Genomic DNA, 25,664 nt, shown 5'->3' on the forward strand with positions numbered 1-25,664 from the left:
CACAAAGGGGTGTTACGATGATGGAGCGTGCTTACTCTGAGCGCGCAGCCTAAGGTAATCTTTAACGCGAGCATGGCAACAAAGACATATTTGTTTTAGTGCACTCGTCATTGCGCAAGAAGAACGGGCGCACCTCTGAAAGATTCCTTTTTTATAAAATTGCGCTCTAAGTTTCGGAACGCGATATCGCTTAAGCAACGCCTGCCGTAAAACTACCACCATAAAATCGTTAACGCTTCTTTAGCCCGTTTGCGATCGATATTTTTCTATTATGAAAGGCAATCACCTCTGCTGCTTTGGCCTCGTATTTAAATTCATGCATTTCGTCAAGCAGATGGATCAGTTTGATTCGATCCTGATGAAATCTGTCTATAACGAGTCGTGAAGAGGTAATCCCTCCATCATGTTTACGATAAACACTCATAACACCAGCTACTTTAACGATTGGTCCATGTGCTGACGCCACCGAAAAATGATACATATCACCACTCGTTACCCTAGGCATAGTCATTAATCTAGGACTAATCTTGGATCGAAAAATAAATGACGAGGTATGAAATGGTGCATAGGCAGCGATCGTATCCTCTGCTTTCAACTCAGATTTAATCGTCACGCCATATTTTCGCCCGGTAAATTCTCCATTAAAAATAACCTCAGTCTCATGGAATGAACTCGAATATTTAGGACATAACTGAAGGGCAGAGACCTGCTTTTCCAGTTTACTACTATCAATCCAATAATCATCCCCTTCGCAGAGAGCAATGTACTCTCCTTTCACCCTGGGATAAAGGAAAATCGACATTGGGTACTTCTTCTTGCTGTATTGATTTTCCATCTGCAAAATTGGATAAACTATTTGCGGGTGGCGGGCAGCGTATATTCGAATGATCTCCGCAGTGCCGTCTACCGATGCGTCGTCATGAATCAACACCTCTACAGGGAAGGTCGTCTCCTGCTTCAGAAAGCCATCCAGGCATTCAGCTATGAAGCGTTCGTGATTGTAGGTAAGGCAGCAGATGCTAACCAACGGCACGGTTTCCACCGGCCAAACCTGCTCAGTGATGCGGATTGGGTGTGACAAAGGTACATAGGCGGGGGGTGTTTGAGCGATAGCTATGCGCGACCCGTGGTTTGAAGGTGTTGACTTAGGCATAATTCGAGCCTAGCCCCGAATGCCAGAGGGCGCGCGTGATCACAAAGCCTTGCGCAAACAGGAGAAACAGGAGCACCGTCAGCGCAAAGCCCCCGGCGCGCCAGATGGCACCGAGCGACCAGACTGGACGGTCCCGCTGTTCCGCTATACGTCGAAAATCAGCCGTCAGGTGCTGAGGTTTTTCAAACACTCGTTTCTCTCGCCGCCGTCTCCTGCGCTATATGAGGCCAAATTGCGGCCATTATTGGAGACGTACCTGTGAAAATGAACCGGACACCGTTGCCACAAAACTATTATAGCTGTTTGATCTACTGGCCGGAATGAGGATGTAGCGCAGACTTCCACCCGGCGCGGATCGCCTATCTGGATATCAAATGCGATGGCTGTAACTTTAAGTTCCGTTTTTCGGCGAAGCCAAAATAACCCGCCACGCGTATTCCGTAAAAGTCATCATCCTGAGTGCCAAGTCTGATGTTCATAAAACGGGAATAGAGCGCCAACTCCAAATCCCGAGGTTCCGAGAAGCCAACCAGACGGCTGCCGTTGCGCAGTTCATAGGGATCATTCTCGATTCGGTAGGTGATCCTATCCAACGGGAACGCATCCCGAAAAATGAAATTATCCGAGTGTGGAACCGAAAAAATCAGCCCCCCCCCAGACGCAACACACGTGCGATCTCCGCAAGGTTATCGTCGAAATTGTCACCGTCTTCGAGATAGTACATGCTATGACATGCGAGCACCGCATCGAAACTGGCATCGTCGAAGGGGATGCGCGCATTTGTCCCAACTCGGAGATCAAGCTCAACGCCCTTAAAGCGCTCTTGCGCCAAGGCGACAATATCCTCTGTTATCTCAACGCCAGCAATTTTGCAGTAGAGGTTGATGAGTAGCGGAAAATTTCGACCGTCACCAAAGCCAAGGTCGAGCACTGCTGCCCCATCCCAGCTCTCCCGAAAAGCGTGACGGGGATAAGTCCCAAGCATTGTGCGCACAACAAATTCGGTTGGATAAAGATGGACACCGCGCTCGGCCCATTGCCGATAGAGATTAGAAAAGGCTCCTGTACTCATTACTTTAGTTCTCTGCGATTGCTATGCCGAACCCTGCCTGGCCAAACCCGTTACCGCAATAAAACAACAAGGTTTGGTCATCTGTTTGGAGCACGGCAGGATAAGCAACCATCTCGCTGTCCCAACCAGTTGCGGATGGTTTCAAACCGACAAGGTCGTCGTTGCGGGTCCATGTTTTTAGGTCATCTGAGACGGCACAGCCAATACGATAGCCACGTTCCGCTGATCGGAAGTCAGTTCCATAACGGTAGGAGAACAGCATTGTCCAGCGTCCGTTGTGACGAAACACTGTTGGTGTCGTCTGGCATTCATCTTCCACAACGAGCGGGAGGAACGGCTGCCCCTCTCGTTGCCAATGTTGCCCATCTTTTGATGTCGCGTGAAATAGGCGGTATATCGGTTCAACCTCCTTGCTTTGCCATTCAATTCCGGTTCCATACCAAAGGTGCCACAGGTCACCTTCTCGCTGAACATGCGGGCAGGCATGGAGAAAAGGCTCGTCCTGTGTGGCGCCAATGATTGGTCCCTTGCCTTGACGCTTGAAGGTCTCGCCACCGTCTCGGCTGATCGCAAGACCAATGGCCCAATCAAAGGGCACCGATACTTTGCGAGTCCACCCCACATAGTACATCCAAAGGTCACCGGTATTCGGATGTCGGATGACGCTTTGCACCATCGTCCCAAACTCATCGAACTCGCCTCGTCCGCCCAACGGCATGATCGGTTCCTCGGCTATCGTGAGCAGCCGGGTCGGATTTTCGCGGTCAAGGTCAGCATAGGCCACACGGGCGCAATAATTGCCATTGGCGTCTGGTGGTGGGCGAACGTTACAGTAAACGCGCATACGATCCTCAAGCAACAAAGGCGTCGGATTCTGTGCATGGCTGCCGATCCAGGCGACAGCAGGCGCATCGAAAGCTAGACCGTGTTTTCGCCAAATAATGGGCTTCATAACTCGCCTCCTCTGGTATCAGATGAGGCTTTGATCAATTGATCAAGCCAGGTGTGGAGGCTAACCCCTGACTTTTGCGCTTGTTCTTGAGCGCGCTGCTTAGCTTCCGGACTAACGCCCTCCAGTTGGCCATAATAGCGTGTCCGGTGCGTGCCGCCGCGTCGACCGGGTATATCAAAATCCAAGTCTGCGTAGGGTTCTCCTTCCCCTACCGTGAAGGAAATAACATAAAAGACACCGCCAATGATCCATTCACAGGTCACGTCGCGGGCCTCGACTGGAATGTGCTCGAATGGAACCGGACAACGGTAATGTGGGTTCGAGTTCATGAGTACCCGTCCCATCTCTGTCTCGCGCAGCCAAATCGGCATGTTCTCGTCACCAATCACGACCCGACCGCCGGGCTTGGTGACGCGCACTGCCTCCCGAAGGCAGCGGTCGATCTCGGAGAACATGTTTAGTCCGCCAAAATGGAAAACGGCATCAACACTGTTGTCGGCCATTGGCAGGTAACTGCCATTAGCCAAGGCTACTTCAGTTGGAGTTTCAAGCTGCTGCGCCTTTTCGCGTGCCTTCACGAGCACAGGTCGAGCCAACTCTTGGAGGAAAATCTGTCCGCTTGCTCCCAGCCACTCGGCTAGCAGTGCGGTTGTACGTCCGGTACCGCAGCCGAACTCCAAAACCGTTTGACCTGATTGGAGATGCAAGCGCTCCACCATTTTGGTGCGTTCGGTGATTTCATCGGCCCTGAAGGTGTCGAAGGTCAGGTGAATATATTTGTCGTAAACGTCAGCGACCTCTTCATATATCGATTGAGCCTGACGCTCAGATGCCTCTAAGGTGCGTGGCCAAATGAGATCGGGAATACCATCACTGACGAAGAACTTAACACCATCTTTGCCCAATAATGCATTGATATCCCCATGTGGATCTGTCTCTGAGATAAGGCGCGTGCCGTTCAGGGGATGGCGGTATACATTTGATAATTCAGTACTACACAAATGACTCTTCCTCAGCAGGCCGTCTATGGAGTTCACGCCAAATCAGGTTATGCCAGCAACCATCTTTTTCAAAGGCGCGCAGTTCGGTACCAATGATTCTGGCACCGAGTCGTTCGGCTACTCGGCCAGAACTTGGATTGTCCTTGGCATTGGCAATAAGAAGTTTCTCCAACCCAAGCGAGCCGAAAGCCAAGTCCGCGACCATTGCACTTGCGCGGCTGGCGAGACCGCACCCCTGAGCCTCCGGTGCGATCCAGTAGGCCATCTCCGCTCGGTCCAAACGCCATGTTCGGTGGGTTCGCCGGACATCTATCAGTGATACCAAACCAACTGGATGATCGTTTAACAACACTGTCCAGTGCCAGGCTTTGCCGTCACTCTGAGCGCCCTCCAGTGCAGCTAGAACTGAGCGCGTCTCCTCAACAGTGACATGCGGCGCCCAGGCAAGAAAACGAGAAAGGGCTGGGTCTGCCATCGCCGGGAAAAGCGCGTCGGCATCTTGGATACGAACAGGACGAACGGCTAGAACCCCGTCCTGCCGGACTAAATTACAAGGCGTTATCAATGACATCAGGCGACAAGGGTCGTTTTACTACCAGCAGTCATAACCGCAACCCCCCATCTAATTCCAACACCCGTCCATTAAAATAATCCGCCTGCAAGATCCACAGCAGCGCATCGACCATTTCTTCAACCTTTCCCATGCGTTTGAGCGGCACTTGATCGACCCAGCTCGCGAGTTGGGCGGCTTCCAGCGCGTCGGCGGTGCCTTGGGTATCGCAAAAGCCGGGGGCGATAGCGGCGACGCGGATGCCGAGGCGGCCAAGCTCTTTGGCCCAGACGACGGTGAGGGCTTCGACGGCGGCCTTGGCGGCGGAGTAGGCGCTTTGGCCGGCGTTGCCACGGGCGCTGATGGAGCTGACATTGACGATGACGCCGCGCGCGCGGCGCTGGAGCATGTCGGCGGCGACGGCGCGGGTCAGGTAGAAGACCCCGTTGAGGTTGACATCCAGCACTTGGTGCCAGAGGTCGAGCGGGTGGCGCGGGTCGGTGCGGTCGAGCGGGTTGAGCAGCGGCGCGCTGCGCATGATGCCGGCGTTGTTGATGAGGATGCGGATGCCGCCGAGGCGCTCGGTGACTTGGGCCACAGCGGCTTCGACGGCGGCGGGGTCGGCGACATCGCAGACGATGGGGAGCACCTCCGGCTGCTCGGCCGCGAGTTGGGCGAGGCGCTCGCCGTCGCAGTCGAGCGCGGCGACGCGGGCGCCTTCGGCGAGCAGGCGCTCAGTGAGCGCGCGGCCGAAGCCGGCGGCGGCGCCGGTGATCAGAGTCGGTTGGTCGGTTAGGTCCATTCGCCCCCTCAGGCCTCTTTTTGGTTAATCAAGGTGCGAATGGCGCTGACCGATGTCAGGTCGGCGATTTCATCTCCGCTGAGGCGCAAGCCGTAGGCGCTTTCGATGGCAAGAATCAAGTCCATGTGCGAGAGCGAGTCCCAGGTAGGGATGTCGCCCAGGCGCAGGTCGTCGAGCTGGGCCGGGTCGTTGAGCTTGAAGGCGTTGAGCAGGATGGCGTTCAGGTCTGGCATGGTGGTGAAATTCGTTGTTTGCTCAGGCGGCTGGAAGCATTTCATGCAACACTTGTCGCAGCTTGGCCTCGGTCAGTGGGGCGGCGTCCGCTAATAGATTCGCGCGCAGGGTGTCGTTGATCAAACTTTGGTAGCCCTGCCCCGAGGCTGCCGCGCGTTCGCGGCAAGCGGCCAGCAGGTCATCATCCAGATAAAGTGTCACCGGCGTCTTACCCGCGTTGTCAAGCACGGCTCCGCGTTGGCCGCGGGTGAAATCATATTCTTCACGCATGGTTAAGACTCCTGTTCGTAGCGCTGGCGCTCTCGGCGGCTGGCCGTCCGGGCTGAGATGACACGCAGTTCGTTCTTGCCCCGATAATGATAGGCGATGACGAGAATCCGACCGCGATGGTCCTGACCGATGGTCAGGAAGCGTTCTTCATCATGATCGCGATCTTCAATCGTCCTGGCACTAGGATCGTATAAAACAGCTTCAACCTCGGCCAGGTCAACGCCATGCTCTTTCAGATTGATCGCTCGCTTGCGCGGATCATAAACAACACGCATGCCCGGCTAGACCCTGAAAAAAGCCGACAGCCGCGCGAACTGATCGGCATTGAGGCGGTGCGGCTCGGTATCGGGCGCGATCACCACGGTGCCAGCGGCTAGCGGCTTGCTGGTAAGGGTGTGAGCACCGAGCAGGCAGCGCTCGCCGAGGGTGATTTCGTGGCCAATGGTGGCGTTGAGGCCCACAAAGCTGCCAGCGCCCAGTTCGGTGGCGCCGCCGATGGCGCAGCCGCCGGTGAGCCAGCAGTGGTCGCCGATGCGGGTGTGGTGGCCGATCATCGCACCGCCCCAGACGAAGACATTATCGCCCAGAGTGACTGCCGGCTGGATGACGGCGCCGTCCATGACGATGCTGTTTTCGCCAAGGGTATAGTCGCCGGGCACCAGGGGGCTGCGATAGCTGGCGAGCCGATAGCCTTGGGCGCGCGCCCAGGCGACCTTGTCGGCGCGCAGACGGTTGATGCCCTGGTAGCCGAGGGCGACGAACAGCCGGTGCTCGTCCGCTGGGTAGGCGGCTGGAAGGTCGTCGCTGGCGAGCAGCGGCTTGCCAAGGAAGGCGTCGCCCTGACGGTACATCGGATCGCAGGCGTAGGCGAGGATGCGGAAGTCGCTATCGCGCTCGAAGAAATGGGTCGCAGCTTGGGCGATCTTTCCAGCGCCAAAGATGAGCAGGGGCTCGGACATGCTCAGGGATTTCGGTTTCCGTTGCGCTGAGGTTCGCGCTCCATTAGCGCCAGTCGCTCAATTTTGCCATTGCGATTGCGCGGCAGGCGGTCATGAAACGCATAGCGCCCCGGCAGCATGTAGGCCGGCAGGCGCTCGGCGAGCTGGGCGCGCAGGTCGGCTTCGGTTTGGTCGGTGCAGAGGGCGGCGAGAATACTGGGCGAAGCGCCGCTCGGGTCGGGCACCGCCACCACGGCCGCCTCGCGCACGCCAGGCAGCGCGACCAGCGCGGCTTCGATCTCGTCGAGCTCGATGCGGTAGCCCATGCGCTTGATTTGCCGATCCGCGCGGCCGACGAAATGGAGCAGCCCGCTCATCGGGTCTTGGCGCACCCGGTCGCCGGTGCGATAGAGGAGATCGCGATAGTCTTGATGGGTCGGGTTCTGGATGAAGGCCGCCGCGGTGCGCTGCGGATCGCGGTAATAGCCGAGTGCGATTTGCGGGCCGCCGAGCAGCAGTTCGCCGACCTCGCCTGCTGGCAATGGCTTGAGCTGGTCATCGACGATCAGGCCGCTGAAATTGGGCGTCAAGGGGCCGAGCGGCAGCAGGGTCTCGCCGTCGAGGTCGGCAGGTTGCACTGGATGGCTGGAGCAGATGCAGGTCCCTTCGGTGGGGCCGTAGGCGTTGATAAACTGGGTATGCTCGCCGAGCAAGGCATGCAGATCGCGCAGCGCAGGCTTGGGAAAGCCCTCGCCGCCGAACAGCAGCCGACGCAGATCCGGCAAATCACCCGGCTCCAGCGCCCGCAGGCGCAGCAGATAGACCAGCAGCGAGGGCACCGAGAACCATAGGGTGCAGCGCGCGGCGGCAACAGCCTTGATCAGATGGCGCGGGTTCTTGGCCAGGGCATCGGGCATGGGCGCCAGTGTCGCGCCGGCAAACAGGGCAGCATGCACATCGAAGACGGCATTGTCGAAGTGCAGCGGGTTGATGCCGGTGAGCACCTCATCTGGGCCGATGGCCATCTCCTGCTGGCACCAGCGGATGAAGTTCAGCGCGCTGTGCTGGGCAATGACGACGCCTTTGGGGATGCCGGTGGAGCCGGAGGTGAACATCAAGTAGGCCGGCGCATGGCCGGGAACTTGGTGATCGGCCGGGCGTGGTTTGAGCGGGTGGTGCGCGGCTGCAAAACCGCTCGCACTATAGTCCAGCGTGGGCGGCAGCGCTGCCAGGTCGCGCAGGGCGGCGATGATCGGTGCATGACTGCTGGCATGGGCCAGCAGCGCCGGGCGCAAGGTCGCCAGCATCCGTTGCAGACGCGCGGGCGGACTGCCGGGGTCGAGGTTGGAGTAGAGCACGCCCAGGCGCAGGCAGGCCAGCATCAGGGCATAGGCGGTGGGGCTTTTGTCGTTCAGGATGGCGAGGGAGGCGCCCAAGCCAATGCCCCGCTCGTGCAGCCAGGCCGCCAGGTGGCCGGTCAGGTCATCCAGTTCCGCATAGGTCAGGGTCGCACCCTCGGGCCAGCGCAGGGCGATGCGCTGCGGATGGCGAGCTGCGATGTCGGCGAAAGCCAGGCCGAGGTTAAGCCAGTTCATCGGTCACCAGTTCATACTGCGGCAGCAGTGCTCGGGTGCCAGCGAGGCCCGCAAACATCAGGGTATCGACGATGGACAGGTGCGGCACGAAGGGCGCATGGGATTGCCGATAAGCCGGCGCTTGCGAGCGCAGAAACCGCAGCGCGATGCCCTGCTCGGCAAAGGCGGTCGCCTGGTAAAGCGCGCGGCCATTGATGGGGTTGATGTAAAGCCCGGCACCTTCGCGCGCGCAGCGTTGCAGGATGCGGGCTTGGGCGTCCGTCGCTGGCGGCAGCGGATCAGCGCTACTGCGTTTGAAGTGGGCCGACAGACCCAGCGCGGCGGCCAGCGTGCGCAGGGAGTCTTCCAGCCAGTCGATCAGCCAGGGGCTTGATTGGTGCAACAGCGGCTCGATCAGCGCCTGGGTTTCGCCAAAGTAGGTCGCCTTGGCGTAGGCGTGCGCTAGGGTCTTGAGCCACTTCTGGCGCCAGGCTGCCAGCCAGTCGGCCAGGCGCAGATTTTTGATCAGCACATTCTGGCTGGCATTGGCCAATGGCAGGGTGAACAACCAGGGCGCGCCATTGACCAGCAGTCGGTTGCGGTTGATCCAGCCGCGATTGATGTAGGTCACATCGTCGTAGAGCACCAAGGTATCGACCGCGTGCAGCAGTTGGAAGTAGCCCAGGTATGGGAAAAGGTAGGGCTGCATTATGGCCAACCGATGAGCGCCTTCTTCTGAGTTCATCCTGACGCAGATCCGCCGCCACCGAAGGCCGCCAGAATGGCCTCGATATTCTCCACATGCACCATCTCCAGCTCGGGATAGATCGGCAGGCACAGCACCTGCTCGGCTTTGGCGTGGGCCATTGGCAAATTCGCTGGTGCCGCGCTTGGCAGATTGCGATAGGCGCTGAAGCTTGCGATCAGCGGGTAGAAGTAGCGCCGCCCGAAGTAGTTGTAGCTCTTCAGATGCTCGTAAACGGCATCGCGGCTGTGGCCGTAGGCTACGGCGTCGATAAAGATGGGAAAATAGGCCTCGTTGTAATCCACCTCCGGTGCCGGGTGCAGGCAGGAAATACCCGGAATATCGGCCAGTAACGCCCGATAACGCTCGGCCAGGGCACGGCGGGCGGCGATGGCTGGCTCAATATGTTTAAGTTGCAAGAGCCCCAGCCCGGCCTGGAACTCATTCAGCTTGGCGTTGATACCAGGCGCCACCACTACGGTTTCGTCGGCAAAGCCGAAGTTCTTCAGAAAATCGATCCGCGTCTTGGTGCGCTTGTCGTGACAGATGATCGCTCCGCCCTCAAAGGTATGGAGCACCTTCGTAGCATGAAAGCTCAGGATGCTTAAATCCCCATGGGTCAGCACTGAGATGCCCTGCTGCCGCACGCCAAAAGCATGGGCGGCGTCGTAGAGGAGCGTGAGCCCATAACGGTCGGCGATGGTCTGATAGGCCTCCACCGGTGCCGGATGACCATAGACATGCACCGGCAGCAGGCCGGTAGTTTGGGGAGTGATGGCGCTTTCGATGCGTTCGGGATCAAGATGGCAATAGCCAGGCTCGATGTCGACGAAGACGGGCTTGATGTTGTTCCACCAAAGCGCATGGGTGGTGGCAGCAAAGCTGTAGGGGGTGGTAATAACCTCGCCCGTGACGCGCAGGGCTTGCAGGGCAGTGACCAACGCCAGGGTGCCGTTGGCAAACAGGCTGATGTAGGGCACGCCGAGATATGCGGACAAAGCCTGTTCGAATTGCTGGTGCATCGGCCCGTTGTTGGTTAGGCAACGGCTTTCCCAAATGCCCGACAGCATTTTGGTAGTCTCTTCCAGCGGAGGGAGGAAGGGGCGGGTGACTAGGATGGGGGCTTGGGCGCAGAAGGGCGAACTCATGTTTACTTGTTTAAACCACACTGTCGGCATTGCAGTGCGGTAGTTAACCTTAAGTGTTAGATGGCGCTCAACTTAACGAGGCGAAGCATAGAGTACCGTTTCCTCAGCATGGATGGTGTGGTGATCCAAATAGAAGTCATAATATGGAAAGGCGGCGGCAATGAAGTGCGGGATTGCAACAAAATCAACTATCTTGTGATAGAGCGAAATGGCAAGCTTGGGCCGATATCGCTTAATTGTTGCGCTTGCGCCCTGCAGGGCAGCCAGTTCCGCGCCCTCAATGTCGAGTTTGATGAAATCCAACCGTTCCTGGGGATGCTGCGCAAGGTAGTCATCGAGCGCAACGACCGGCAAACCACTCTCGCGCCCGAGGATGCTGAAGCCTGGGACGACAGCACCTTTCGTCTGAATAATAGCTTCGCTTTGGTCGGCTTCTTGCTGATCGGGAGGGAGGGCAAAGGTGACATTCGTTTTGGCTCCGAGCGCATAAGGTAACACTTTGATGGTGTCAAGCTCATTGAGCTTGGCATTGTGTTGGGTCGCCTTTTGATGCTGCGGCAAGGGATCGAAGCTTAGCACCCGGCCGGTCTCGCCCGCCGAAATAGCAAAAGCCACTGCGGTCTCGCCCAGACAAGCGCCCCCGTCGATGATCCAATCGCCAGGTTCTGGTGCAATACGCACGCCGGCACGCTCGAAATAGTACTGTCGGGGTTGCGCCAGAAATGAACACGCCACACTGCCTGCCCAAGCATCTAGGGTGATGGTGCGCCCGAAAGCAGTGCCCCGATATCGCTTCACGGCCCCGAAAAGGCCGCTCAGCGAAAGTTCAGCGGGACCGACTTCCCAGCCTTGCGCTTTCTCGAACACCGCTTGCTGTTCCATGTAATAATCGACACCGGGGCGAATCACCACATGACGATGGCCAAGTAGGCGGAAGAGAATAAGCCTATCCAATAGTGTACGACTGTCGTCGTCCCTGAGCAACAGCCAGGTGGCGAATAGTTCGGCCGAATGATCAATAAACCAGTTTAGATAGTTCGCATGGAGCGATACGTTATTCGCCTGCGAGCGATCTATACCATCATAGGAAAACCGCTGTTTATCGTAATTATTATTAACATTAATACCCATCAGCCTGAAAAACTCACCGAGCAGAGCGCGGCGCCATTGGTCTTGATCCATTGAATTATCCATATGCCAAAACATGCCCGATAATCACAGTAAAAACACTCGATTATAATATCGAATCACTCCGGAAGTAAAAAGAAGTGGTCCAAGATTGGTTTTCCGGATCTGCCGCAATCTCAGCCAACAACGCGTACTAAGATCTTGCGTAAACAAAAGGCCATGAAACTTCGTCTTGAGCAACCAAATTAGCCAATTCAGTAACAGTCACCCGAGCTTTGGGCTTAACTATATTGCCAATCACTAGGTAATTGGAGCAGTATTCAGTTAATTTAATCCGATCCATCACAGCCTTTGCCTCACTTTTCCGACCGAGTTTATTTAGCAATAATGTATAGGTTGGCCAATATTTTGGTCTCATGCTATTTTGCTTATATTCCGCAGACATTAGCCGCTCTGCGAGTTCCAGATTTCCTGACTCCAGATGCGCAAACCCTATGTAGGTGACCCAATCTGGATTTTTCAGATATTGAAGATAGGACTCCCAACTTAGACCCCGTCCGGTCGCAGCTTCGAACAAGCGGTCAAACAATTCGTTTGGATACTGGCGTTTCAGTGAAATATCACGTTGATAAAGATTGCGACAAAATGACTCCCCGCGACCAAGCAAAAACCCCCAATAGCCGAGCATGGTGTAGCCCCCTTTTATACTCGGTACTTCTGCGTAAGCCTCGTCCATCAGCTCTATTGCTTTATCAATCGACTCAACAATCGCGGTCGCCAAAGCGTAGTATTGTCTCCAAGGGCCAGTTAGTCGTCCTTGCATTCGATCGCGTAAGATCCATTGACGCGCTGTATTCCACTCTGCGGCATCAGCACCTAAAGACCATCCCACATTTGCAAATCCATCTTTTATAAACGCATCTTCATCATAGGCTGCTAAAATCAAATGCTTTGCTTTTTCAAAAAAGCCATTTTGTCCATACAATTGCGCTAGTTTTAATTTCCAATCTATTGACAATCTATTCGCCCGAAGATCCCGCTCCGTTAGAGCTATCGCTTTTTGGCAATCTCCGGTTTCGTTATATATCGTCCAGCCTATAGTTGCAAATCCATTTTTTCTATTTGCATCTTCGTCATATAATGCAGCAATCAATTTCTCTGCTTTTTCAAAAAGACCTTTCAGTCTATACAATTGGGCCAGCTTCCATTTGCCAGCTAATGATAATCTATTAGCTAGAAGATCCCGCTCCGCTAAAGCTATCGCCTCTTGCGAATCTCCAGTTTCCTTATCTATGGTCCAGCCTATAGCTGCAAATCCATCTTGTATATTTGCATCTTCGTCATACACTGCGACAATCAAATTTTCTGCTTTTTCAAAAAAGCCATTGCGTCCATACATTTGGGCAAGCTTCAATTTCCAAGCTGGCGACAATCTATTCGATCGAAGATCCCGCTCTGCTAAAGCTATCGCCTTTTCACAATCACCATCATTCATCATCTGCCACCAAAGCTGTGCGATTTCGCCGGCTGAACATAAGTTTTTTTCGTGGGCAGGGCAATCGCATCAAGGTCCACTAATATTCGAGTCGCCTGACATCGTCTTCCGCCGTGGCGGATCGGGCGGCTCAAAAAGCAGTTTTCCCAGGTATTTCTCATTCCACCCAGCCGTCAATCGCTTGTTGTGAATCCCCAGTTTATGCGTGGAGTCCTTTTTCAGCCGAGTCAGGGCAAGATGTCTCAAGACCGCGAAGTTCTCCCGTGCAACCGGCTCGCGCAGGCGCGACTCATCTTCACGAAAGCCGATGTCCAGACACCAGTGAACCGCATTTTCGATCCCCCAATGGCCGCGCGCGGCTGTGGCAAAGGTGTCGGCGTTGATGCCACAGCTCCCGATGTAGTAGCGTGTCTCTTGCGTGATCTTGCCGTTGCAGGTGCGCTCACTCTGCACCATGCCGATCATGTTCATCCCCTTCCAGCCTTCGCTGTGTGGCACCGCGCTGAGGTCTTCAAGCGTGCGGTAGCGACGGGTTTCGACGCGGCCATGTCCGCTGTCGCGCGTTTCAACGCCCTCAGAGACCAGTCCGGCATAGCCGCGCGCATCGGCTTCAATGAACGCTTCATTGACCTCTTCGACCAGGTGACCTTGGTTGCCTTTGAGGGCCAGCAAGTAGTCGCCGCCTTGGTCGATAATTTGCGCGGCAATGGCTTTCTGGCAGCCCATGGCATCGATCGTGACGATGCATCCGCGCAGGCAGAGCAGTTCCAGCAACTTCGGAATCGCGGTGATCTCGTTGGACTTCGCTTCGGTGGCAACCTGTCCCAGCACCATCCGGTTCGCCGTGGCCCATGCGCTGACCATATGCAATGCCCCCAGTCCGCGTGCCCGATCAAAGGAGTGACGCAGGGTCTTGCCATCAATGGCCACCACCTCCGCCGGGATCAGTTCGCGAATCGATTCGGCCCACGAGCGGAAGCAGGCTTGAAAGGCCGCCGGCTCGATCAGCGAAAACACCCGCCCGAAGGTATCGTGGGACGGAATCCCATTGGGCAAGTCCAGAAACTGCCGCAGCCACGCCTCCTTGCTGCGCCCAAACTGTGCGATCGCCGCGAAGCCCTCGGCCCCGCCAAGAATAGCGGCGATGGCGATCACGATCATCTCCAGAAGAATGTGCCGCCGCTGCGTGGGGTTGCGCGGATCGACAAGTGGGGCAAAGTGCCGCGTGAGTGCGTGATCAAGGGCAGTAGCAGATGGCATGGCAGGTCTCCGAGTCAGGCAAGTATTTTCAGCTGATTATCTTGGAAACCTCTACCTGTGTCTAAAAGTATATTATTAAGCGTTGATGCGATAGCCCTGTTTTCGTGGGCTCTTTCAAACCATTCTTGAGCGTCCCACGCGTCTTTCGTAAGCTGCAATATCTCGCCGTAGTCTGTCCACCGGCGGGGAGATAGTCTCTGTGCCCGCGCATCTTGATCAAACCAATGTCTTACTTGCACGTGATCCTGTTTTCTTAAGGAGTCCTGCCCAAGGTCAGCAAAGCCGTCACGCAAACCCGGGTCCTGGGCGTAGAGCGTGCTGACAAGTCTCTCGGCTTCATCTTCCCGGCCCATTTGCAGATGCCAAAGGGCGGTGCGCACCTCGGCTTGGGGCGTTAGGCGTCCGAGTTTGCGATCCTGCTCGACCAGATCGAAGGCTGCGGGCCAGTGTTTGGTGTCTGCGAAGCCTTCGGCGAGGCGGGCGAAGCAGTCTTTTGCTTCTGGGTTTTCTGCGTACCGTTTGCGGAAATGCTCGTCGGTTGCTTGGCGGCTTTCTGCGGCCATGTAGGGGTAGCCGAAGGAGCGCAGTTGCGCGAACAGTTCGTCTGGGCCGATCAGGTCTTCGCGGCCGAGCATGTTGTCGCAGAAGCTTTGCTGGGCGGCGGTGATGGGCTCGAACGGGATTGGCGCTTCGGCTGGGTCTTGTTCTGGCAGGAATAGGGTTTCCCAGTGCTTTAGGCGCGCGGAGAGTTCTGGACTGCGCTGGCTGCCGAGCACGTTTTTGAAGTCAGCGGAGATTGTGGAGACGCTTTTGGCTGGCTCCCAGGCGACGAAGGGGACGCCGGCGACCAGGGAGGCAAAGACGTGGCCGCCGGGGAAGGCGCCGAGGGCGAGGTTGCTCAGGCGCAGCAGGTGCAGCAGGCGGAACAGAAAGTCTGGGTCGCTCAGGTGGCCGGCGCTGACGACGGGGAGCCCGGCCTTTTTGAATGGCCGGTGTTTGCCGTGGGCGATATCTTGCCAATGGATGCAGACGGACAGCGGCAGCAGGTGGTCGTGGCCGGCTTGTTTTTGTTGCTGGCAATATTGCTTGAGCTTTGTGATGACCTGGTCGAGGTCGATCTCGCGTTTGATGTGGCCGGTGGAGCGCGGCAGGAAGTAGATGGTGCCGCTACGGGCTTCTGGCATCGGGGGGCCGAAGTGCTGGTCCATGAGCCGTTGCGCATAGAGCAGTGGCGAGGCAGATGGGATGACGCGCAGGTCGGTCTGCGCGCGCCAGAGCTTGGTGCGAAAGTCCGGGTAGCTCATTACGCCGGGCAGACCGCATTGGCGTTCCATGTCGTAGAGGCGTTGGTCGTCGAAGTAGACGCCGTGGGTGAGCAGCACGGGGAGCGGTTTGTCGAATGGGTGGCCGCTGTAGGCCTTGAGGATGGTCGCGAAGCCGTAGTTGTCGTTGGCGTGGTATTTCTCCCACGGCGGCATGATGCGCGGGTCGCACAGGGCTTCCAGCTGCTTTTGGTCCCGCAACGTTTGTTGCAGGGAGATGGGCTGAAAGTTGAGGGGTTGCGCCATGGATTGGTTTGCTGTTTAGGCTGGACGGGGTTGCTTTAGGGTTATCGACGCAGGCGGCTCTTGCTTGAGGGGGCCTGCGATCTCCAAGTCTTTAAGCAGGATATCCAAAGCGCGCGACTTGGGCACGTTAGATTTGACTCTCGAGCTGCTGTTTAAACGCGGCATGGCTTGATAACGTCGCCCCAGTCTCGCATGGGCGATTGACGAAGATGCGATTAGGCGTGTCGCAGTTCTTCATCCAGCCAGGCATCCAGGTCGGCGGCATCGGTGAAGTCGAGCAGGGCTTCGCCGAGTGCTTCTAGTTGTGCCAAGGTCAGGGCTTCGAGACGCTTGTGCTGTGCGGCGGATAGCCTGCCAAGACGGCGAGCGAGCAGGCGCCGGATCAAGCCGCTGGCTTCTTCTTGGCGGCCTTCATCGCGGCCTTCTTTGCAGCCTTCGTCGCGACCCTCCTTGATCCAGATTGGTCGATTTCTCGCGACGATATCCTGGTACGCGCGGGTTTGTTCCAAGGGGGTGAGTTCGCCGAGCATGGTGAGTATCTCCTCGATGGTCAGGGTCGGGAAACGGGCCATTATCCAGGATTGAAATACATCCCGGCATTGTCGCCGGACAGGTTCCGGGAGTGGGGCTTGTTGGATGATACGATAGGCCGCTGGGGCTTGTGTGCGCAGTTGTGCTTGGTCTTCGATCAAAAAGGGCAGAAAGGTTGCCAGCAGCGGGTGGTCAGGATCGGTTTGCCGCAGGTCGTGCAGGACATCAATCAGGTAAACCCGCCGGATGGGCGGGTCGGGATCACGCTCGATGAGGTCCGGCCAGGGCGGGGTTTGGGGATCGTGCTCGGGGATGAGGAAGAGCAGCAGTCCGCGCACCTCGCGCTTGGGATGGGCTTCCATCAGCAGGCCCATGTCGATGAGCATTCTGGCGTATATGCCCGGGTCGCACCAGCCTTGGACTTCGATAGCGTGAATCGGTTCTTGTTGGTTGGCGGGCAGGACCACACCGTCGAGGCGGCGTTCTCCGGTTGGTTCCTGAGTCGTCGCCCCGCCTCAATGCGGATCGAAGACCGCGCTGAGGGTGGGGGCGTCGAGGATGCGGTCACTCCAGGGCTCGAGTTGTTCTTGGGTGGCGTGTTGCAGGCGCGCTTGGGTGCTTTCGTCGAGTGGGCCGAAGCGTTTGGTGAGTTGGCGTCGGAGCATGGCGGCTTGGCCCTTGTGCTCTCCTTCGCGCAAGGCAAAGTTGCGTTCGGTGACGGCATCGCTCAGGGCGCGTTCGCGTGCCAGGGCTTTGTAGCGTTCTTCCTCATCGGCGCTGATGCGTTGGAGGTCGTTCCAGGCTTGTTGGACGGGGGCGGAGTCGAGGGCGCTCATGGTGGTGTGCTCCTTCCAGTGTTTGAAGAATTTGATCCAGGCTTGGAGGTCAGTCTCCAGGCGGTCGGTCAGGCCGAGCCGGTCGGCTTTGGGCAATTCGATGATGTGCAGGATGAGTTGGTCGCTCAAGCGGACGCTTGGCTGGCGGCGGTCGCGAAACTCGAACCGCCAGTGGGCTTGTTGGCGCTGGTTTTTGGTCTCTGTGAAGAGTTCAAAGTCGACCAGGTGGATGCCGATGACGGGCCGCGCTTGGCTATAATCTTCGCCGGTCTTTAGTTGCTGCGCATAGACCTTGGCAAGGTAGAACAGGTTTCGGACGCTCAGGGCGGACGGCGTTGATGAGGGCAACTAGCAGTTCTGGCGCGCGGACGAACAGCCGTTTGAAGACGTAGTCGTTCTTCGGGTCAAGTAGGTCGGGGCTGGTATCCACGGGTCTCACCGCTGTTGGCCAGTTTGACGTGTTTGATCAGCTGCTGGTCAAAGATTGGATTAGCACTGCCGGTAGGCGTGGGCCGCCCGACGGGAAATCTCGACCGGTGATCTCGCGGTTCCAGGCTCACATCGCCGATTACCGCAAGATACCGATTAGGCGCGCCGCAGTTCTTGATCCAGCCAGGCGTCCAGGTCGGCGGCATCGGTAAAGTCCAGCAGGGCTTCGCCGAGTGCTTCGAGTTGTGTCAAGGTCAGTGCTTCGAGTCCTTTCTCCTGTGCGGCGGATAGACTGCCAAGCCGGCGAGCGAGCTGACGCCGGATCAAGCCGTTGGCTTCCTCCTGGCAGCCTTCTTTGCGGCCTTCCTTGATCCATATTGGCCGATTTCTTGCAATGATATCCTGGTAAGCGCGGGTTTGTTCCAAGGGAGTGAGTTCGCCGAGCATGGTGAGTATCTCCTCGATAGTCAGGGTCGGGAAACGGGCCATTATCCAGGATTGAAACACGCCCCGGCATTGTCGCCGCACAGGTTCCGGAAGCGGGGCTTGTTGGATGATGCGATAAGCTGCTGGGGCTTGCGTGCGCAGTTGAGCTTGGTCCTCGATCAAAAAGGGAAGAAAGGTTGCCAGCAGCTGGCGTATATGCCCGGGTCGCACCAGCCTTGGACTTCAATAGCGTAAATCGGTTCTTGTTGGTTGGCGGGCAGGACCACGCCGTCGAGGCGGCGTTCCAATGCCTTGAAATCTATGGCGTCAAATTGATAGGGACCGACTACAGTTAGACCACCGCAAAGGATGCGCAGGAATTCGTCGTCAGTGCGCAGGAGTAGGTAAATTTCCTTGTCTGTTTGCATGGGCGGCCGGTGTGGAGTGCTGGAGGAAGTAGTTGGCGCCACTGCGGTGTCGACGCGGGCGGCTCTTGCTTGAAGGGATCCGCAGGCTCTAGGGCTGAAGGCCGCACCCGGACTGCGCTGTTTGGGCGCAGTGGTTGTCTTCTCTAAGCATAGCGCGGATTCTTGGGATGCCTAGATGCGTTAAATCAATTTGATGGGCGTGGTTTTTCGATTGGCGGTGAAGTTTGGTCACGCGGACCGTCACCTTTTTTGGGCTAGCGCAATCAACTTATTATCAAGGACGTTATAGGCGCCGATAGCGAGCTAGGCTTTCAGGTGCCAGATCTTCGCCCTCGGGCCAGGTCAGCGCATCCAGTGGGTCGATGCTAACTTGGCTGAAATACCGGTCTTGCCGCAATCGCCAGTAAGCCTCGCGGCGCTGAATCAATTGGGCGAGGTCTATCACCCAGTGTTCGCCGCTGTGCAGCAGGACTCCCAGACAATGCTGCTCAAGGGGCGTGGCATCGATCACCCGGGGCCAGGGCGAATTAGCTGCTGAGTTCATTCCATTTCTCCATAAGTTCAGCGTGATTGCTGCAAATAAACTGCTGAATCTTTTTCGACTGTGTTGGTGGCCCAACGCGAATCGCCACAGCCACCCCAGCGCATCAGGCCTGTTTTTCCGCGGTGACCGCCGAGGAGGCGGCGCTCATGGTGGTTTGATCCTTCCAGTGTTTGAAGAATTTGATCCAGGCTTGGACAGCTCTTGGTGACATGAGAGTTCAATGACTGGAATCGTCGATAATGCTGGCAAGCGGTTCCGTCCGCCCGTTATCGATCTCGGCCAGCACCTGTTGAACCATTGCATCCCATTTCGCATCGCTTGTGTGGTCGAAGACCTCTTGCCAATGGGCGTTATCCCGCAGTTCATCGAGGACCAGTGTGGCAATGGCATCTTGAACCATTGCAGGGCGCTTCGCGACCTCGGCCATGGCCTGTTCAAACAGTTGGGTCATCGTTGGTCTTCAACCCATACCATTACCCATAACTATCCCTGACGCTGCGGTAAGCCTCCAGCGCCATGACAAAATCGGGGATGCGCTGCAACCCAATCCAGAGCGTCTTCGGTCCCGGGAACCCATCGGATTTGCGGTTGAGAAAGCCGCCCAGGGAGGCGACCATGCGCACCATGGTATCGAGCGAGGGCGGCTGCTCGGGTGGCGCTTGTTTCTGGGTGACCAGATAGACCGCCTTCCATTCCTCCTCGGCAAAGACCGCATCGCAAGGCAACTCCGGGCACTCGCGCCCGAGCATGGTCAGGTACAGCACCCGCCACGCGATGATCATGTACAAAGCGAGCGCCGGCTCCAGGCGCTCGCGCGTCTCGAGCTGCAGCTCCTCGATGCGGCAGCCACTTTTTAAGATCCGGAAAAAAATTTCCACTTGCCACCTGCAAAGATACCAGGAGAGCGTCTCGATGGCCTCTTGGGCGCTCTGCACCGCCAGATTGGTCAGCAACAGCCAGTTGAGTGGCTCCTCGCCGGCGGGTGGATTGACCTCGGTGGCGAGCAAGGCCGTGACCGTGACATCGGGCAAGGTGCGATCCGGGCGCCAGGGTGCCTTCAGGGTCACGCGCACCACCTTGATCTCCTGCTTGACCTGGCGTGCTTTGGCCCCCTTGGTGGCGGGACGCTCGAAGGTGATCTCGGTGAGCACCGCAGCGGCGTCCAGGGCCTCATTGAGCTTTCTGCCATCGGCCAAGCAGCGGTCGCGATGCTGCACCCGTACCAGCCAATCGGCGCTGTTCTCGGGGATGGGCGCTTCAACAAACAGGTCGTAGATGTCGCCCTCGCGATCGGCAACATAGGTCAAGCGCGTGTCGCTCAGTTCCTCGGCCAGCGCATTGACGCGCGCGTAGCCATCGACCCAGCGCACGCTTTCTTTCTCCTCCAGTGGGCGGCGCGAGTCTTTGTCCTGGCCCAGGCTACCGGGCTCGCGCACAAAAGTGTGCAAATCCAGCAGCCCCAGCGCGAGGCGCTCGGGCGTGACCGCCAAGGTGGGATGGATGTACATCCCATAGCGGCTCTCAAAGTTCAGTGGCCCAAGACCGACAATGCCTTTTTTGGTTGTATAGTCCAGCTCGCTGGTATCTTGGATACACAGCACCCGCGGATGCTCGCGCAGACGTTCTTCGGTACAAGCAAAATGGGGTGCGAGGATCTGCTCGGCGGTGACCGTGGGATGATCGAAAAAGCGATAGGCGGCCCGGGTCTCATACCAACCGTTGCAAGCCCCGGGAATACTTTGTGTCGGCTTGGCGCCGAGGGTTTCAAGCACCTGTTGGGCGCGATGATTCAGGCGCTTGTCGCCCAGAGAGATGTCCTGCAGTTCAGAGGCCAGCGCGATCATGCCACCACCCCCAGGGCGGCGCGGAAGTCCGCCGCCAGCGGGTAGACATAGATCGCCTTGCGCGGCAGCGCGGCCCGATGGGTGCGGTCGCACTTGCCGCGCCCGGTGGTTTCGCCCAAGTCGTGCCAGTTGGCGGCACGGTAACAGGTCCCGGCAAAGCGTGGGGTCTCGACAAAGGTCTCCAGCAGCACCAGACGCTCGCCATAGCGGGCGGGAAAGTCGACACTGACTTGCCGCGCGGCCAAGGACAGCACCTTGGAGGCGAGGTGTTTGACCTGCACCCAGGGCAGGATGAGGAAGCGGGCGTTGTTGAGCACCCGTCCCAGGTGTGCTTGGCGCTGCGCGGGCGTCCAGCCAATCCAGCGGTCGCGGGCAGCGACTTTCCAGGCCGCCGCGCCAAAGCCGATGGCGCCGAGCAGACCGCCATCCCACTGGATCAGGTAGCGCAGCTGCGCACCAGGCAGGGGACTGTAGCCGAGGTAGTGGTAGCGCTCGATCAGGCCGTTCCATAATTGCGAGGCCCTTCGATCATCAACGCGCGCCAGGCGCAAGCCGCTGAGCGCGCGCAGCGGGACGGACACTGGGATCGGTTCGGGCCGGGACTCGGGGCGCGGGACGAAGCGCCGCCCATTGCCATTGCCGCAGGTCGGTGGCGGCAGCACAATGAGCCCGGCACGATGCAACCGCAGCAGTCCCACCCGGGCACTCATGAGCTTGGGGCGGCCTTGGATATCGGTCCACTCCAGCGCGCGGCACACCCGCCGAGCGATCTCCGCGCGCAGCGGCGGCTGCGCCAGCGCGATCTCCTGGCGAATGCGCGCTAAGTCGGTCTCGTTGAAAGGGCGCCCACATAAACGGCTTGGAATCGCTTGGTCCATGGTCTCCCGTCCCCTTGCTGAAGATGAAAGGGCATCTCAGCAGAACTCGGGAGCTGTGTCCAGCCCCGGACGACGCTGGGGCGGGGAGATATGGGTAATGGTATGTCTTCAACCAGCCACATAGTCAAGATAACGTTATGCCTTGCATGAGCTTGACGAGTGGTTCCGTTCGCTTGTCATCAATCTCGGCCTGAGCCTTTCGAACAATGGGCACCCAATTCTCATTGCTCGTGTGGGCGTGCGGGGTGCTTCCCGTTAGTGATCCCGGCGCTGTTTGGCGAGCCAGGCTTCAATCACCTTGGGATCAAGACCTTTGAGCCGATCCTCGGGATCAAGTCCCTTGAGCCGTTGCTCGGGGTCGAGTCCCTTGAGCCGAGCTTCGGGATCGAGTCCCTTGAGCAGTTGCTCGGGATCGAAGTGTTTGAGGATCGCTTCGGGATCCTGCTGGATGACGTCCTCGATTACCATCTGATGTGTTTCGCGGATGAACTGTTCCATGGTGTAGGCCATTGTTGGTGCCTCGCGTCGGTAGAGTAGGTAAAGACGTTCGAGCAGCTCCCAGTGGCCGCGTTGCGGCGTGCCGCGATGGTGTGCGCGGTAGTGCTCCAGCCCCTGGCGCATCCGATCCCGTTCACTGGCAAAGAGTTCCCAGGCGGCATTGCGGGGGTGTTGTTCGATCCGGTTGAGCACGATGATTCGCACCCGATGAGCGCCCCAAGGCAGATCATAAACGCCTTTCCAGGCGGTGGGTTGCAGATCATAGTCGCGCGCGAGCCCCTCGGGATAGCGTGTGGCGACCGAATAAAGGCCGAAGGCGGCGAGCGGGTGGCGGGCGTTCTCGGCATTCAGGTTGACCTTGCGGTAGAGCACGAAGTAACTGATCAATTCGTCCAGCGACCAGGCATCCAGCGGCTCGTGGCGGGATTTGTAGCTCAGCAGGTTGATGGCGCGCAGATTCTCCAGCCCATCAGGTAGCGGATCGGGCAGGCGCGGCCGTTTCCGTCTCGATGGAGCAGCGGCCTCGACTTCTTCGATAATAGCCACATCGAGCTCTTGGCTGATCAGCGCCAGTTCTTGCTCGAGTTCCACCCGCCAAGGTGCGCCGGCAAAGACGTCGACCAGCGCGATGCCAAAGGCCCGGTGCCAATCGCGTAGCCGCTCTTCGTCAGGATTGTTGCGAGATTCGGAGGTCATGGGCGAAGTTTAGCCGACATGTAAATATTCGATCTACCCTTTGCCATAAGAATCAGCGGGTAAGGATTTCGCGAAAGCGTCGATCCAGCGGGTAAGTCCATATATCCTTGATTGCGACACTCTGGATGCCGGCCGGTCCGAGTTTGCCACGGCCTTTGGTTTGTCCCAAGTAGGTCCAGTTGGCCGCCTTGTAGCAGGTGCCGCGAAAGCGCGGTGTCTCGACAAAGGTCTCCAACAGCAGCGGGCGGTAGCCGTAGATGGCCAACCAATCCTCGGGTAGGAGTTTCGCCGCCTGCGCCAAGAGCATCGAGGCCAGATTCTTGGAGCGGACCCAGGGCAAGATCAAGAAGCGGGCATTGTTGACCACCCGATGCAGATGGCGCTGACGTTGCTCATGCGTCCAGCCAATGAAGTGATCGCGCGGAGCGCACATCCAAGCCGCAGCGCCAAAGCCGAGCGCGGCAACGGGCTGCTCGGCGCTGTAGACCAAATAGCGCAGCTGCGCCCCCGGCAGTGGCGTATGCCCGAGGTAGTGGTAGCGCTCGATGAGCTCGTTGTACAGGCGTGATTGAGCCTTCTCGCGCACGCACGAGAAGACCAAGGGTCTGAGCACCGCAGCCGGTTGCTCAAGCACTGGTTGCGGATCACTGAGCGCGCTGAGGCGCACGCGCGCATCGGGGCGGGGGTTGCGCGGCGGCGGCAACGTGATGAGCCCGTCCTCGTGCATGCGCAGCATCGCCACCCGAGCGGACATGTCCTTCAAGCCACCGTCAGGCTTGTGCCAGGCGAGTACCTGGCAGGTCAGGCGCGAGAGTGCGGCGCGGGTGCGGGTTGGATCCTCGGCAATCAGCGCGCGAATCAGCGCGATGTCATCGGCCTGGAACTCGCGCCCGCAATAGCGATGACTCATGAACTGTCGATGCCAGGAGGTGACTCAGTGGCATTCGCCAGCGCCGCCGGCCGACACAGCTCGGCACGGCGCGCCGCGTCCATCGACCAAGGGAGGAACCTCTCCAGATCACTCGGCGCCTGCCCGCCGGCCTCGGCGCAAGCGCTGAGATAGGCGCTCAGCCAGGCACGCGGATTCATGCCCCACAGCGCCAGGGTCTGGAAGATGGAGAACAGCATGGCCGCAAGCTGCGCGCTCCAAATACTCCCGTAGCCATAATAATTCTTTCGCCCACAGACCGGCGTGCGAATCGTTTCTTCGGCACGATTGTTATCCATCGGCACCTCGGGGTGCGCGACAAAGACCGTCAGCCCCGACCAATGCGTGAGCAGACTGCTGAGCACCTTGTTGCGCCGGACGTAAGCGGTCTTCGGCAAAGCCGCTTCGGTGGTGTCTTGTGCCAACAGCCGTTCGGCCTCAGAGCGCATGTCCGCGAGCGCCGCCTGCAAAGCCGCATGGGGTTGTTGAAACCCGCCACCTTGCTCGGCCACCGGACGCTCGGGATCCCAATGCGCCAGGCGCTGTTGGTTGAGGTGGTAGAGCGTGGCGATGCGCGCCTTCCACTGTAGCGCCCAGTCTTCCAACGCCGGCAGCGCGCGTCCGGCTTCCAAAAAGTCGCGACGCACATGCGCCCAACAGAACGCCAGCAGGATGTTCTCGGCCAGGCGCGCGAGCTTTTTGTAGGCGCTGTAGCGATCACAGACAATGATCACCCGCTGGCCCTGCAAGCCGGCAAAATGCGCGCCGGGCACCGCTGCGCTGCGGCTCGGATCAATGCAGTAAAAGACCACCGAGGTCGAGCGCGTCAGCCACAGATACCAGCGGGTGCCGACCTTGCCCTCCAGATCCGACGAAGACTTCCCAGCGCGTCTCGTCATTGTGAAACAGCGCCTCGCTCATCTGCTTGCAGTACAGCGCCTCAAGCACGAGCTCGAACAGCCCGGCAAGGCGTTGCAGACCACCGGCCAGCGTGCCGGGTGAGACCGGCAGGCTCCGATCGGCAAGGTCTTGCAGCCAACGGTGGCTGGGTTGGCTATAGCGGTATTTGCTCAGCAGCGCCTCGACCCAGAAGCTCACGCCAAAGGGACTGCGTGGAATCAATCGCGCCGGTGGCGGGGCGCTGATCACCGCCGGGGTGTCGTCGCAGCAACAACCGGGGTGGCGGGTGTAGGCACAACGGGTGATGCGTCGGGTATAGGCGCGCACCTCCACCTCAATGACGTCGCTTTGCTCGTCCAGCCCCGGGGCACGCTGGTAGGGTAAGCCGCAGTGCGCGCAGCTGCCCGCCCTGTCGGGCAGATCCTGCGTTTCGGTGAGCACCGGCAGCGATGGACGCGGGGTGCGCCCATGCCCGGGGCTGCCGGGTTGCTGACCGCGCGGGCGCTTGGATTCGCCCTCGCCCTCAGCCTTGTCTTTGGCCTTGTCCTTCTCCGAGGGCAGCGGGCTGTGCTTCTCGCTTTTCTTGCCAAACAGCCGCTGTTTGAGGTCTTTGATGGTGGCGTCTTTGTGCGCCAGTTCCTGCTTCAGCGCCTCGATCTGGACCTTGGCGCGATCATGCTGCGCTTGCCAGTAGGCTGCTTGCGCGCGCAGCTCGATCAGCTCTTGCTTGCTGATCGCTTCCCACTCTTGAGCGAACGGCAGACCCTGGACGCCATCCGCGTGCTGGCTCGGATGTGGAGATGGATCGAGATGCGCCATGGCTTCCATGGCGAACG

Annotated in this window: 29 protein-coding genes; all 29 read right to left on the bottom strand. The window is 58.4% G+C overall.

What is annotated here, in order from left to right; genetic code table 11:
* Positions 1-229 precede the first annotated feature (229 nt).
* Positions 230-1,153, bottom strand: a complete 924-nt coding sequence (locus Thiosp_RS19740) for a glycosyltransferase family 2 protein (RefSeq protein ID WP_323696654.1) — start codon at positions 1,151-1,153, stop codon at positions 230-232.
* A gap of 643 nt (positions 1,154-1,796) precedes the next feature.
* The gene (locus Thiosp_RS19745; RefSeq protein WP_323696655.1) at positions 1,797-2,225 is read right to left on the bottom strand and encodes a class I SAM-dependent methyltransferase; all 429 of its coding nucleotides are present in this window, start codon (positions 2,223-2,225) and stop codon (positions 1,797-1,799) included.
* Positions 2,226-2,229: 4 nt separating this feature from the next.
* Positions 2,230-3,177 carry a glycoside hydrolase family protein gene (locus tag Thiosp_RS19750; protein WP_323696656.1) on the bottom strand — a complete coding sequence of 316 codons (948 nt, stop codon included), beginning with the start codon at positions 3,175-3,177 and terminating at the stop codon, positions 2,230-2,232.
* On the bottom strand, positions 3,174-4,178 hold the full coding sequence (locus tag Thiosp_RS19755; protein ID WP_323696657.1) for a class I SAM-dependent methyltransferase: 1,005 nt from the start codon (positions 4,176-4,178) through the stop codon (positions 3,174-3,176). The genes Thiosp_RS19750 and Thiosp_RS19755 overlap by 4 nt, the downstream gene beginning before the upstream one ends.
* On the bottom strand, positions 4,171-4,749 hold the full coding sequence (locus tag Thiosp_RS19760) for a GNAT family N-acetyltransferase (protein ID WP_323696658.1): 579 nt from the start codon (positions 4,747-4,749) through the stop codon (positions 4,171-4,173). The genes Thiosp_RS19755 and Thiosp_RS19760 overlap by 8 nt, the downstream gene beginning before the upstream one ends.
* A gap of 31 nt (positions 4,750-4,780) precedes the next feature.
* A complete protein-coding gene (locus Thiosp_RS19765; RefSeq protein ID WP_323696659.1) occupies positions 4,781-5,530 on the bottom strand; it encodes an SDR family NAD(P)-dependent oxidoreductase in 750 nt (249 codons plus the stop codon).
* An 8-nt stretch (positions 5,531-5,538) separates the two neighbouring features.
* A complete protein-coding gene (locus Thiosp_RS19770) occupies positions 5,539-5,763 on the bottom strand; it encodes an acyl carrier protein (protein WP_323696660.1) in 225 nt (74 codons plus the stop codon).
* 22 nt (positions 5,764-5,785) lie between these two features.
* Positions 5,786-6,034: a BrnA antitoxin family protein gene (locus Thiosp_RS19775; RefSeq protein ID WP_323696661.1), complete on the bottom strand. Its 249-nt coding sequence runs from the start codon at positions 6,032-6,034 to the stop codon at positions 5,786-5,788.
* Positions 6,035-6,036: 2 nt separating this feature from the next.
* Positions 6,037-6,309, bottom strand: coding sequence for a BrnT family toxin (locus Thiosp_RS19780; RefSeq protein WP_323696662.1), 273 nt, complete (start codon positions 6,307-6,309; stop codon positions 6,037-6,039).
* 6 nt (positions 6,310-6,315) lie between these two features.
* The gene (locus Thiosp_RS19785) at positions 6,316-6,993 is read right to left on the bottom strand and encodes an LbetaH domain-containing protein (protein WP_323696663.1); all 678 of its coding nucleotides are present in this window, start codon (positions 6,991-6,993) and stop codon (positions 6,316-6,318) included.
* A gap of 2 nt (positions 6,994-6,995) precedes the next feature.
* Positions 6,996-8,567 (bottom strand): amino acid adenylation domain-containing protein, encoded by a 1,572-nt coding sequence (locus Thiosp_RS19790; RefSeq protein WP_323696664.1) that lies wholly within the window; start codon positions 8,565-8,567, stop codon positions 6,996-6,998.
* Positions 8,554-9,255 carry a WbqC family protein gene (locus tag Thiosp_RS19795; protein ID WP_323696665.1) on the bottom strand — a complete coding sequence of 234 codons (702 nt, stop codon included), beginning with the start codon at positions 9,253-9,255 and terminating at the stop codon, positions 8,554-8,556. Before Thiosp_RS19795 ends, Thiosp_RS19790 begins: the two co-directional genes overlap by 14 nt.
* 32 nt (positions 9,256-9,287) lie before the next feature.
* Complete coding sequence (locus tag Thiosp_RS19800; RefSeq protein WP_323696666.1) at positions 9,288-10,439, bottom strand: DegT/DnrJ/EryC1/StrS family aminotransferase; 1,152 nt, start codon at positions 10,437-10,439, stop codon at positions 9,288-9,290.
* Between the two features lie 72 nt (positions 10,440-10,511).
* Positions 10,512-11,621: an FkbM family methyltransferase gene (locus Thiosp_RS19805; RefSeq protein WP_323696667.1), complete on the bottom strand. Its 1,110-nt coding sequence runs from the start codon at positions 11,619-11,621 to the stop codon at positions 10,512-10,514.
* A gap of 139 nt (positions 11,622-11,760) precedes the next feature.
* Positions 11,761-13,062: a tetratricopeptide repeat protein gene (locus Thiosp_RS19810; RefSeq protein ID WP_323696668.1), complete on the bottom strand. Its 1,302-nt coding sequence runs from the start codon at positions 13,060-13,062 to the stop codon at positions 11,761-11,763.
* 69 nt (positions 13,063-13,131) lie between these two features.
* A complete protein-coding gene (locus Thiosp_RS19815) occupies positions 13,132-14,322 on the bottom strand; it encodes an ISAs1 family transposase (RefSeq protein ID WP_323696571.1) in 1,191 nt (396 codons plus the stop codon).
* 14 nt (positions 14,323-14,336) lie between these two features.
* Entirely contained in the window at positions 14,337-15,890 is a 1,554-nt protein-coding gene (locus tag Thiosp_RS19820; protein WP_201067541.1) for a tetratricopeptide repeat protein, read from the bottom strand.
* 215 nt (positions 15,891-16,105) lie between these two features.
* Positions 16,106-16,888: a DUF4351 domain-containing protein gene (locus Thiosp_RS19825; RefSeq protein ID WP_201067540.1), complete on the bottom strand. Its 783-nt coding sequence runs from the start codon at positions 16,886-16,888 to the stop codon at positions 16,106-16,108.
* Positions 16,889-16,936: 48 nt separating this feature from the next.
* Entirely contained in the window at positions 16,937-17,605 is a 669-nt protein-coding gene (locus Thiosp_RS19830; RefSeq protein ID WP_242518669.1) for an Rpn family recombination-promoting nuclease/putative transposase, read from the bottom strand.
* A 237-nt stretch (positions 17,606-17,842) separates the two neighbouring features.
* Positions 17,843-18,175, bottom strand: a complete 333-nt coding sequence (locus tag Thiosp_RS19835) for a DUF4351 domain-containing protein (RefSeq protein ID WP_242518668.1) — start codon at positions 18,173-18,175, stop codon at positions 17,843-17,845.
* Positions 18,176-18,291: 116 nt separating this feature from the next.
* On the bottom strand, positions 18,292-18,540 hold the full coding sequence (locus Thiosp_RS19840) for an Rpn family recombination-promoting nuclease/putative transposase (RefSeq protein ID WP_242518666.1): 249 nt from the start codon (positions 18,538-18,540) through the stop codon (positions 18,292-18,294).
* Positions 18,541-18,823: 283 nt separating this feature from the next.
* Positions 18,824-19,084: a DUF2442 domain-containing protein gene (locus tag Thiosp_RS19845; protein ID WP_201067539.1), complete on the bottom strand. Its 261-nt coding sequence runs from the start codon at positions 19,082-19,084 to the stop codon at positions 18,824-18,826.
* 217 nt (positions 19,085-19,301) lie between these two features.
* The gene (locus Thiosp_RS19850; protein ID WP_201067538.1) at positions 19,302-19,535 is read right to left on the bottom strand and encodes a hypothetical protein; all 234 of its coding nucleotides are present in this window, start codon (positions 19,533-19,535) and stop codon (positions 19,302-19,304) included.
* A 22-nt stretch (positions 19,536-19,557) separates the two neighbouring features.
* Entirely contained in the window at positions 19,558-20,928 is a 1,371-nt protein-coding gene (locus Thiosp_RS19855; protein WP_323696669.1) for an IS4 family transposase, read from the bottom strand.
* A complete protein-coding gene (locus Thiosp_RS19860) occupies positions 20,925-21,806 on the bottom strand; it encodes a DUF4338 domain-containing protein (protein ID WP_323696489.1) in 882 nt (293 codons plus the stop codon). The genes Thiosp_RS19855 and Thiosp_RS19860 overlap by 4 nt, the downstream gene beginning before the upstream one ends.
* A 255-nt stretch (positions 21,807-22,061) precedes the next feature.
* Complete coding sequence (locus tag Thiosp_RS19865; RefSeq protein WP_201068687.1) at positions 22,062-23,000, bottom strand: hypothetical protein; 939 nt, start codon at positions 22,998-23,000, stop codon at positions 22,062-22,064.
* 52 nt (positions 23,001-23,052) lie between these two features.
* The gene (locus Thiosp_RS19870) at positions 23,053-23,910 is read right to left on the bottom strand and encodes a DUF4338 domain-containing protein (protein ID WP_201068688.1); all 858 of its coding nucleotides are present in this window, start codon (positions 23,908-23,910) and stop codon (positions 23,053-23,055) included.
* The gene (locus Thiosp_RS19875; RefSeq protein WP_201068689.1) at positions 23,907-24,827 is read right to left on the bottom strand and encodes an IS66 family transposase; all 921 of its coding nucleotides are present in this window, start codon (positions 24,825-24,827) and stop codon (positions 23,907-23,909) included. The genes Thiosp_RS19870 and Thiosp_RS19875 overlap by 4 nt, the downstream gene beginning before the upstream one ends.
* Complete coding sequence (locus Thiosp_RS19880; RefSeq protein ID WP_207188140.1) at positions 24,721-25,656, bottom strand: IS66 family transposase; 936 nt, start codon at positions 25,654-25,656, stop codon at positions 24,721-24,723. Before Thiosp_RS19880 ends, Thiosp_RS19875 begins: the two co-directional genes overlap by 107 nt.
* Positions 25,657-25,664: the final 8 nt, after the last annotated feature.

Source organism: Thiorhodovibrio litoralis (genome assembly GCF_033954455.1).
Classification (GTDB): Bacteria; Pseudomonadota; Gammaproteobacteria; order Chromatiales; family Chromatiaceae; genus Thiorhodovibrio; species Thiorhodovibrio litoralis.

Coding starts and splice junctions, on each gene's coding strand:
- Thiosp_RS19860 (WP_323696489.1), bottom strand. CDS start 21,806: ATGGACCAAGCGATTCCAAGCCGTTTATGTGGGCGCCCTTTCAACGAG.
- Thiosp_RS19800 (WP_323696666.1), bottom strand. CDS start 10,439: ATGAGTTCGCCCTTCTGCGCCCAAGCCCCCATCCTAGTCACCCGCCCC.
- Thiosp_RS19875 (WP_201068689.1), bottom strand. CDS start 24,827: ATGACGAGACGCGCTGGGAAGTCTTCGTCGGATCTGGAGGGCAAGGTC.
- Thiosp_RS19865 (WP_201068687.1), bottom strand. CDS start 23,000: ATGACCTCCGAATCTCGCAACAATCCTGACGAAGAGCGGCTACGCGAT.
- Thiosp_RS19745 (WP_323696655.1), bottom strand. CDS start 2,225: ATGAGTACAGGAGCCTTTTCTAATCTCTATCGGCAATGGGCCGAGCGC.
- Thiosp_RS19855 (WP_323696669.1), bottom strand. CDS start 20,928: ATGATCGCGCTGGCCTCTGAACTGCAGGACATCTCTCTGGGCGACAAG.
- Thiosp_RS19760 (WP_323696658.1), bottom strand. CDS start 4,749: ATGTCATTGATAACGCCTTGTAATTTAGTCCGGCAGGACGGGGTTCTA.
- Thiosp_RS19765 (WP_323696659.1), bottom strand. CDS start 5,530: ATGGACCTAACCGACCAACCGACTCTGATCACCGGCGCCGCCGCCGGC.
- Thiosp_RS19840 (WP_242518666.1), bottom strand. CDS start 18,540: ATGCAAACAGACAAGGAAATTTACCTACTCCTGCGCACTGACGACGAA.
- Thiosp_RS19820 (WP_201067541.1), bottom strand. CDS start 15,890: ATGGCGCAACCCCTCAACTTTCAGCCCATCTCCCTGCAACAAACGTTG.
- Thiosp_RS19790 (WP_323696664.1), bottom strand. CDS start 8,567: ATGAACTGGCTTAACCTCGGCCTGGCTTTCGCCGACATCGCAGCTCGC.
- Thiosp_RS19770 (WP_323696660.1), bottom strand. CDS start 5,763: ATGCCAGACCTGAACGCCATCCTGCTCAACGCCTTCAAGCTCAACGAC.
- Thiosp_RS19775 (WP_323696661.1), bottom strand. CDS start 6,034: ATGCGTGAAGAATATGATTTCACCCGCGGCCAACGCGGAGCCGTGCTT.
- Thiosp_RS19880 (WP_207188140.1), bottom strand. CDS start 25,656: ATGGAAGCCATGGCGCATCTCGATCCATCTCCACATCCGAGCCAGCAC.
- Thiosp_RS19810 (WP_323696668.1), bottom strand. CDS start 13,062: ATGAATGATGGTGATTGTGAAAAGGCGATAGCTTTAGCAGAGCGGGAT.
- Thiosp_RS19815 (WP_323696571.1), bottom strand. CDS start 14,322: ATGCCATCTGCTACTGCCCTTGATCACGCACTCACGCGGCACTTTGCC.
- Thiosp_RS19845 (WP_201067539.1), bottom strand. CDS start 19,084: ATGAACTCAGCAGCTAATTCGCCCTGGCCCCGGGTGATCGATGCCACG.
- Thiosp_RS19750 (WP_323696656.1), bottom strand. CDS start 3,177: ATGAAGCCCATTATTTGGCGAAAACACGGTCTAGCTTTCGATGCGCCT.
- Thiosp_RS19780 (WP_323696662.1), bottom strand. CDS start 6,309: ATGCGTGTTGTTTATGATCCGCGCAAGCGAGCGATCAATCTGAAAGAG.
- Thiosp_RS19785 (WP_323696663.1), bottom strand. CDS start 6,993: ATGTCCGAGCCCCTGCTCATCTTTGGCGCTGGAAAGATCGCCCAAGCT.
- Thiosp_RS19805 (WP_323696667.1), bottom strand. CDS start 11,621: ATGGATCAAGACCAATGGCGCCGCGCTCTGCTCGGTGAGTTTTTCAGG.
- Thiosp_RS19795 (WP_323696665.1), bottom strand. CDS start 9,255: ATGCAGCCCTACCTTTTCCCATACCTGGGCTACTTCCAACTGCTGCAC.
- Thiosp_RS19870 (WP_201068688.1), bottom strand. CDS start 23,910: ATGAGTCATCGCTATTGCGGGCGCGAGTTCCAGGCCGATGACATCGCG.
- Thiosp_RS19740 (WP_323696654.1), bottom strand. CDS start 1,153: ATGCCTAAGTCAACACCTTCAAACCACGGGTCGCGCATAGCTATCGCT.
- Thiosp_RS19835 (WP_242518668.1), bottom strand. CDS start 18,175: ATGGCCCGTTTCCCGACCCTGACTATCGAGGAGATACTCACCATGCTC.
- Thiosp_RS19850 (WP_201067538.1), bottom strand. CDS start 19,535: ATGACCCAACTGTTTGAACAGGCCATGGCCGAGGTCGCGAAGCGCCCT.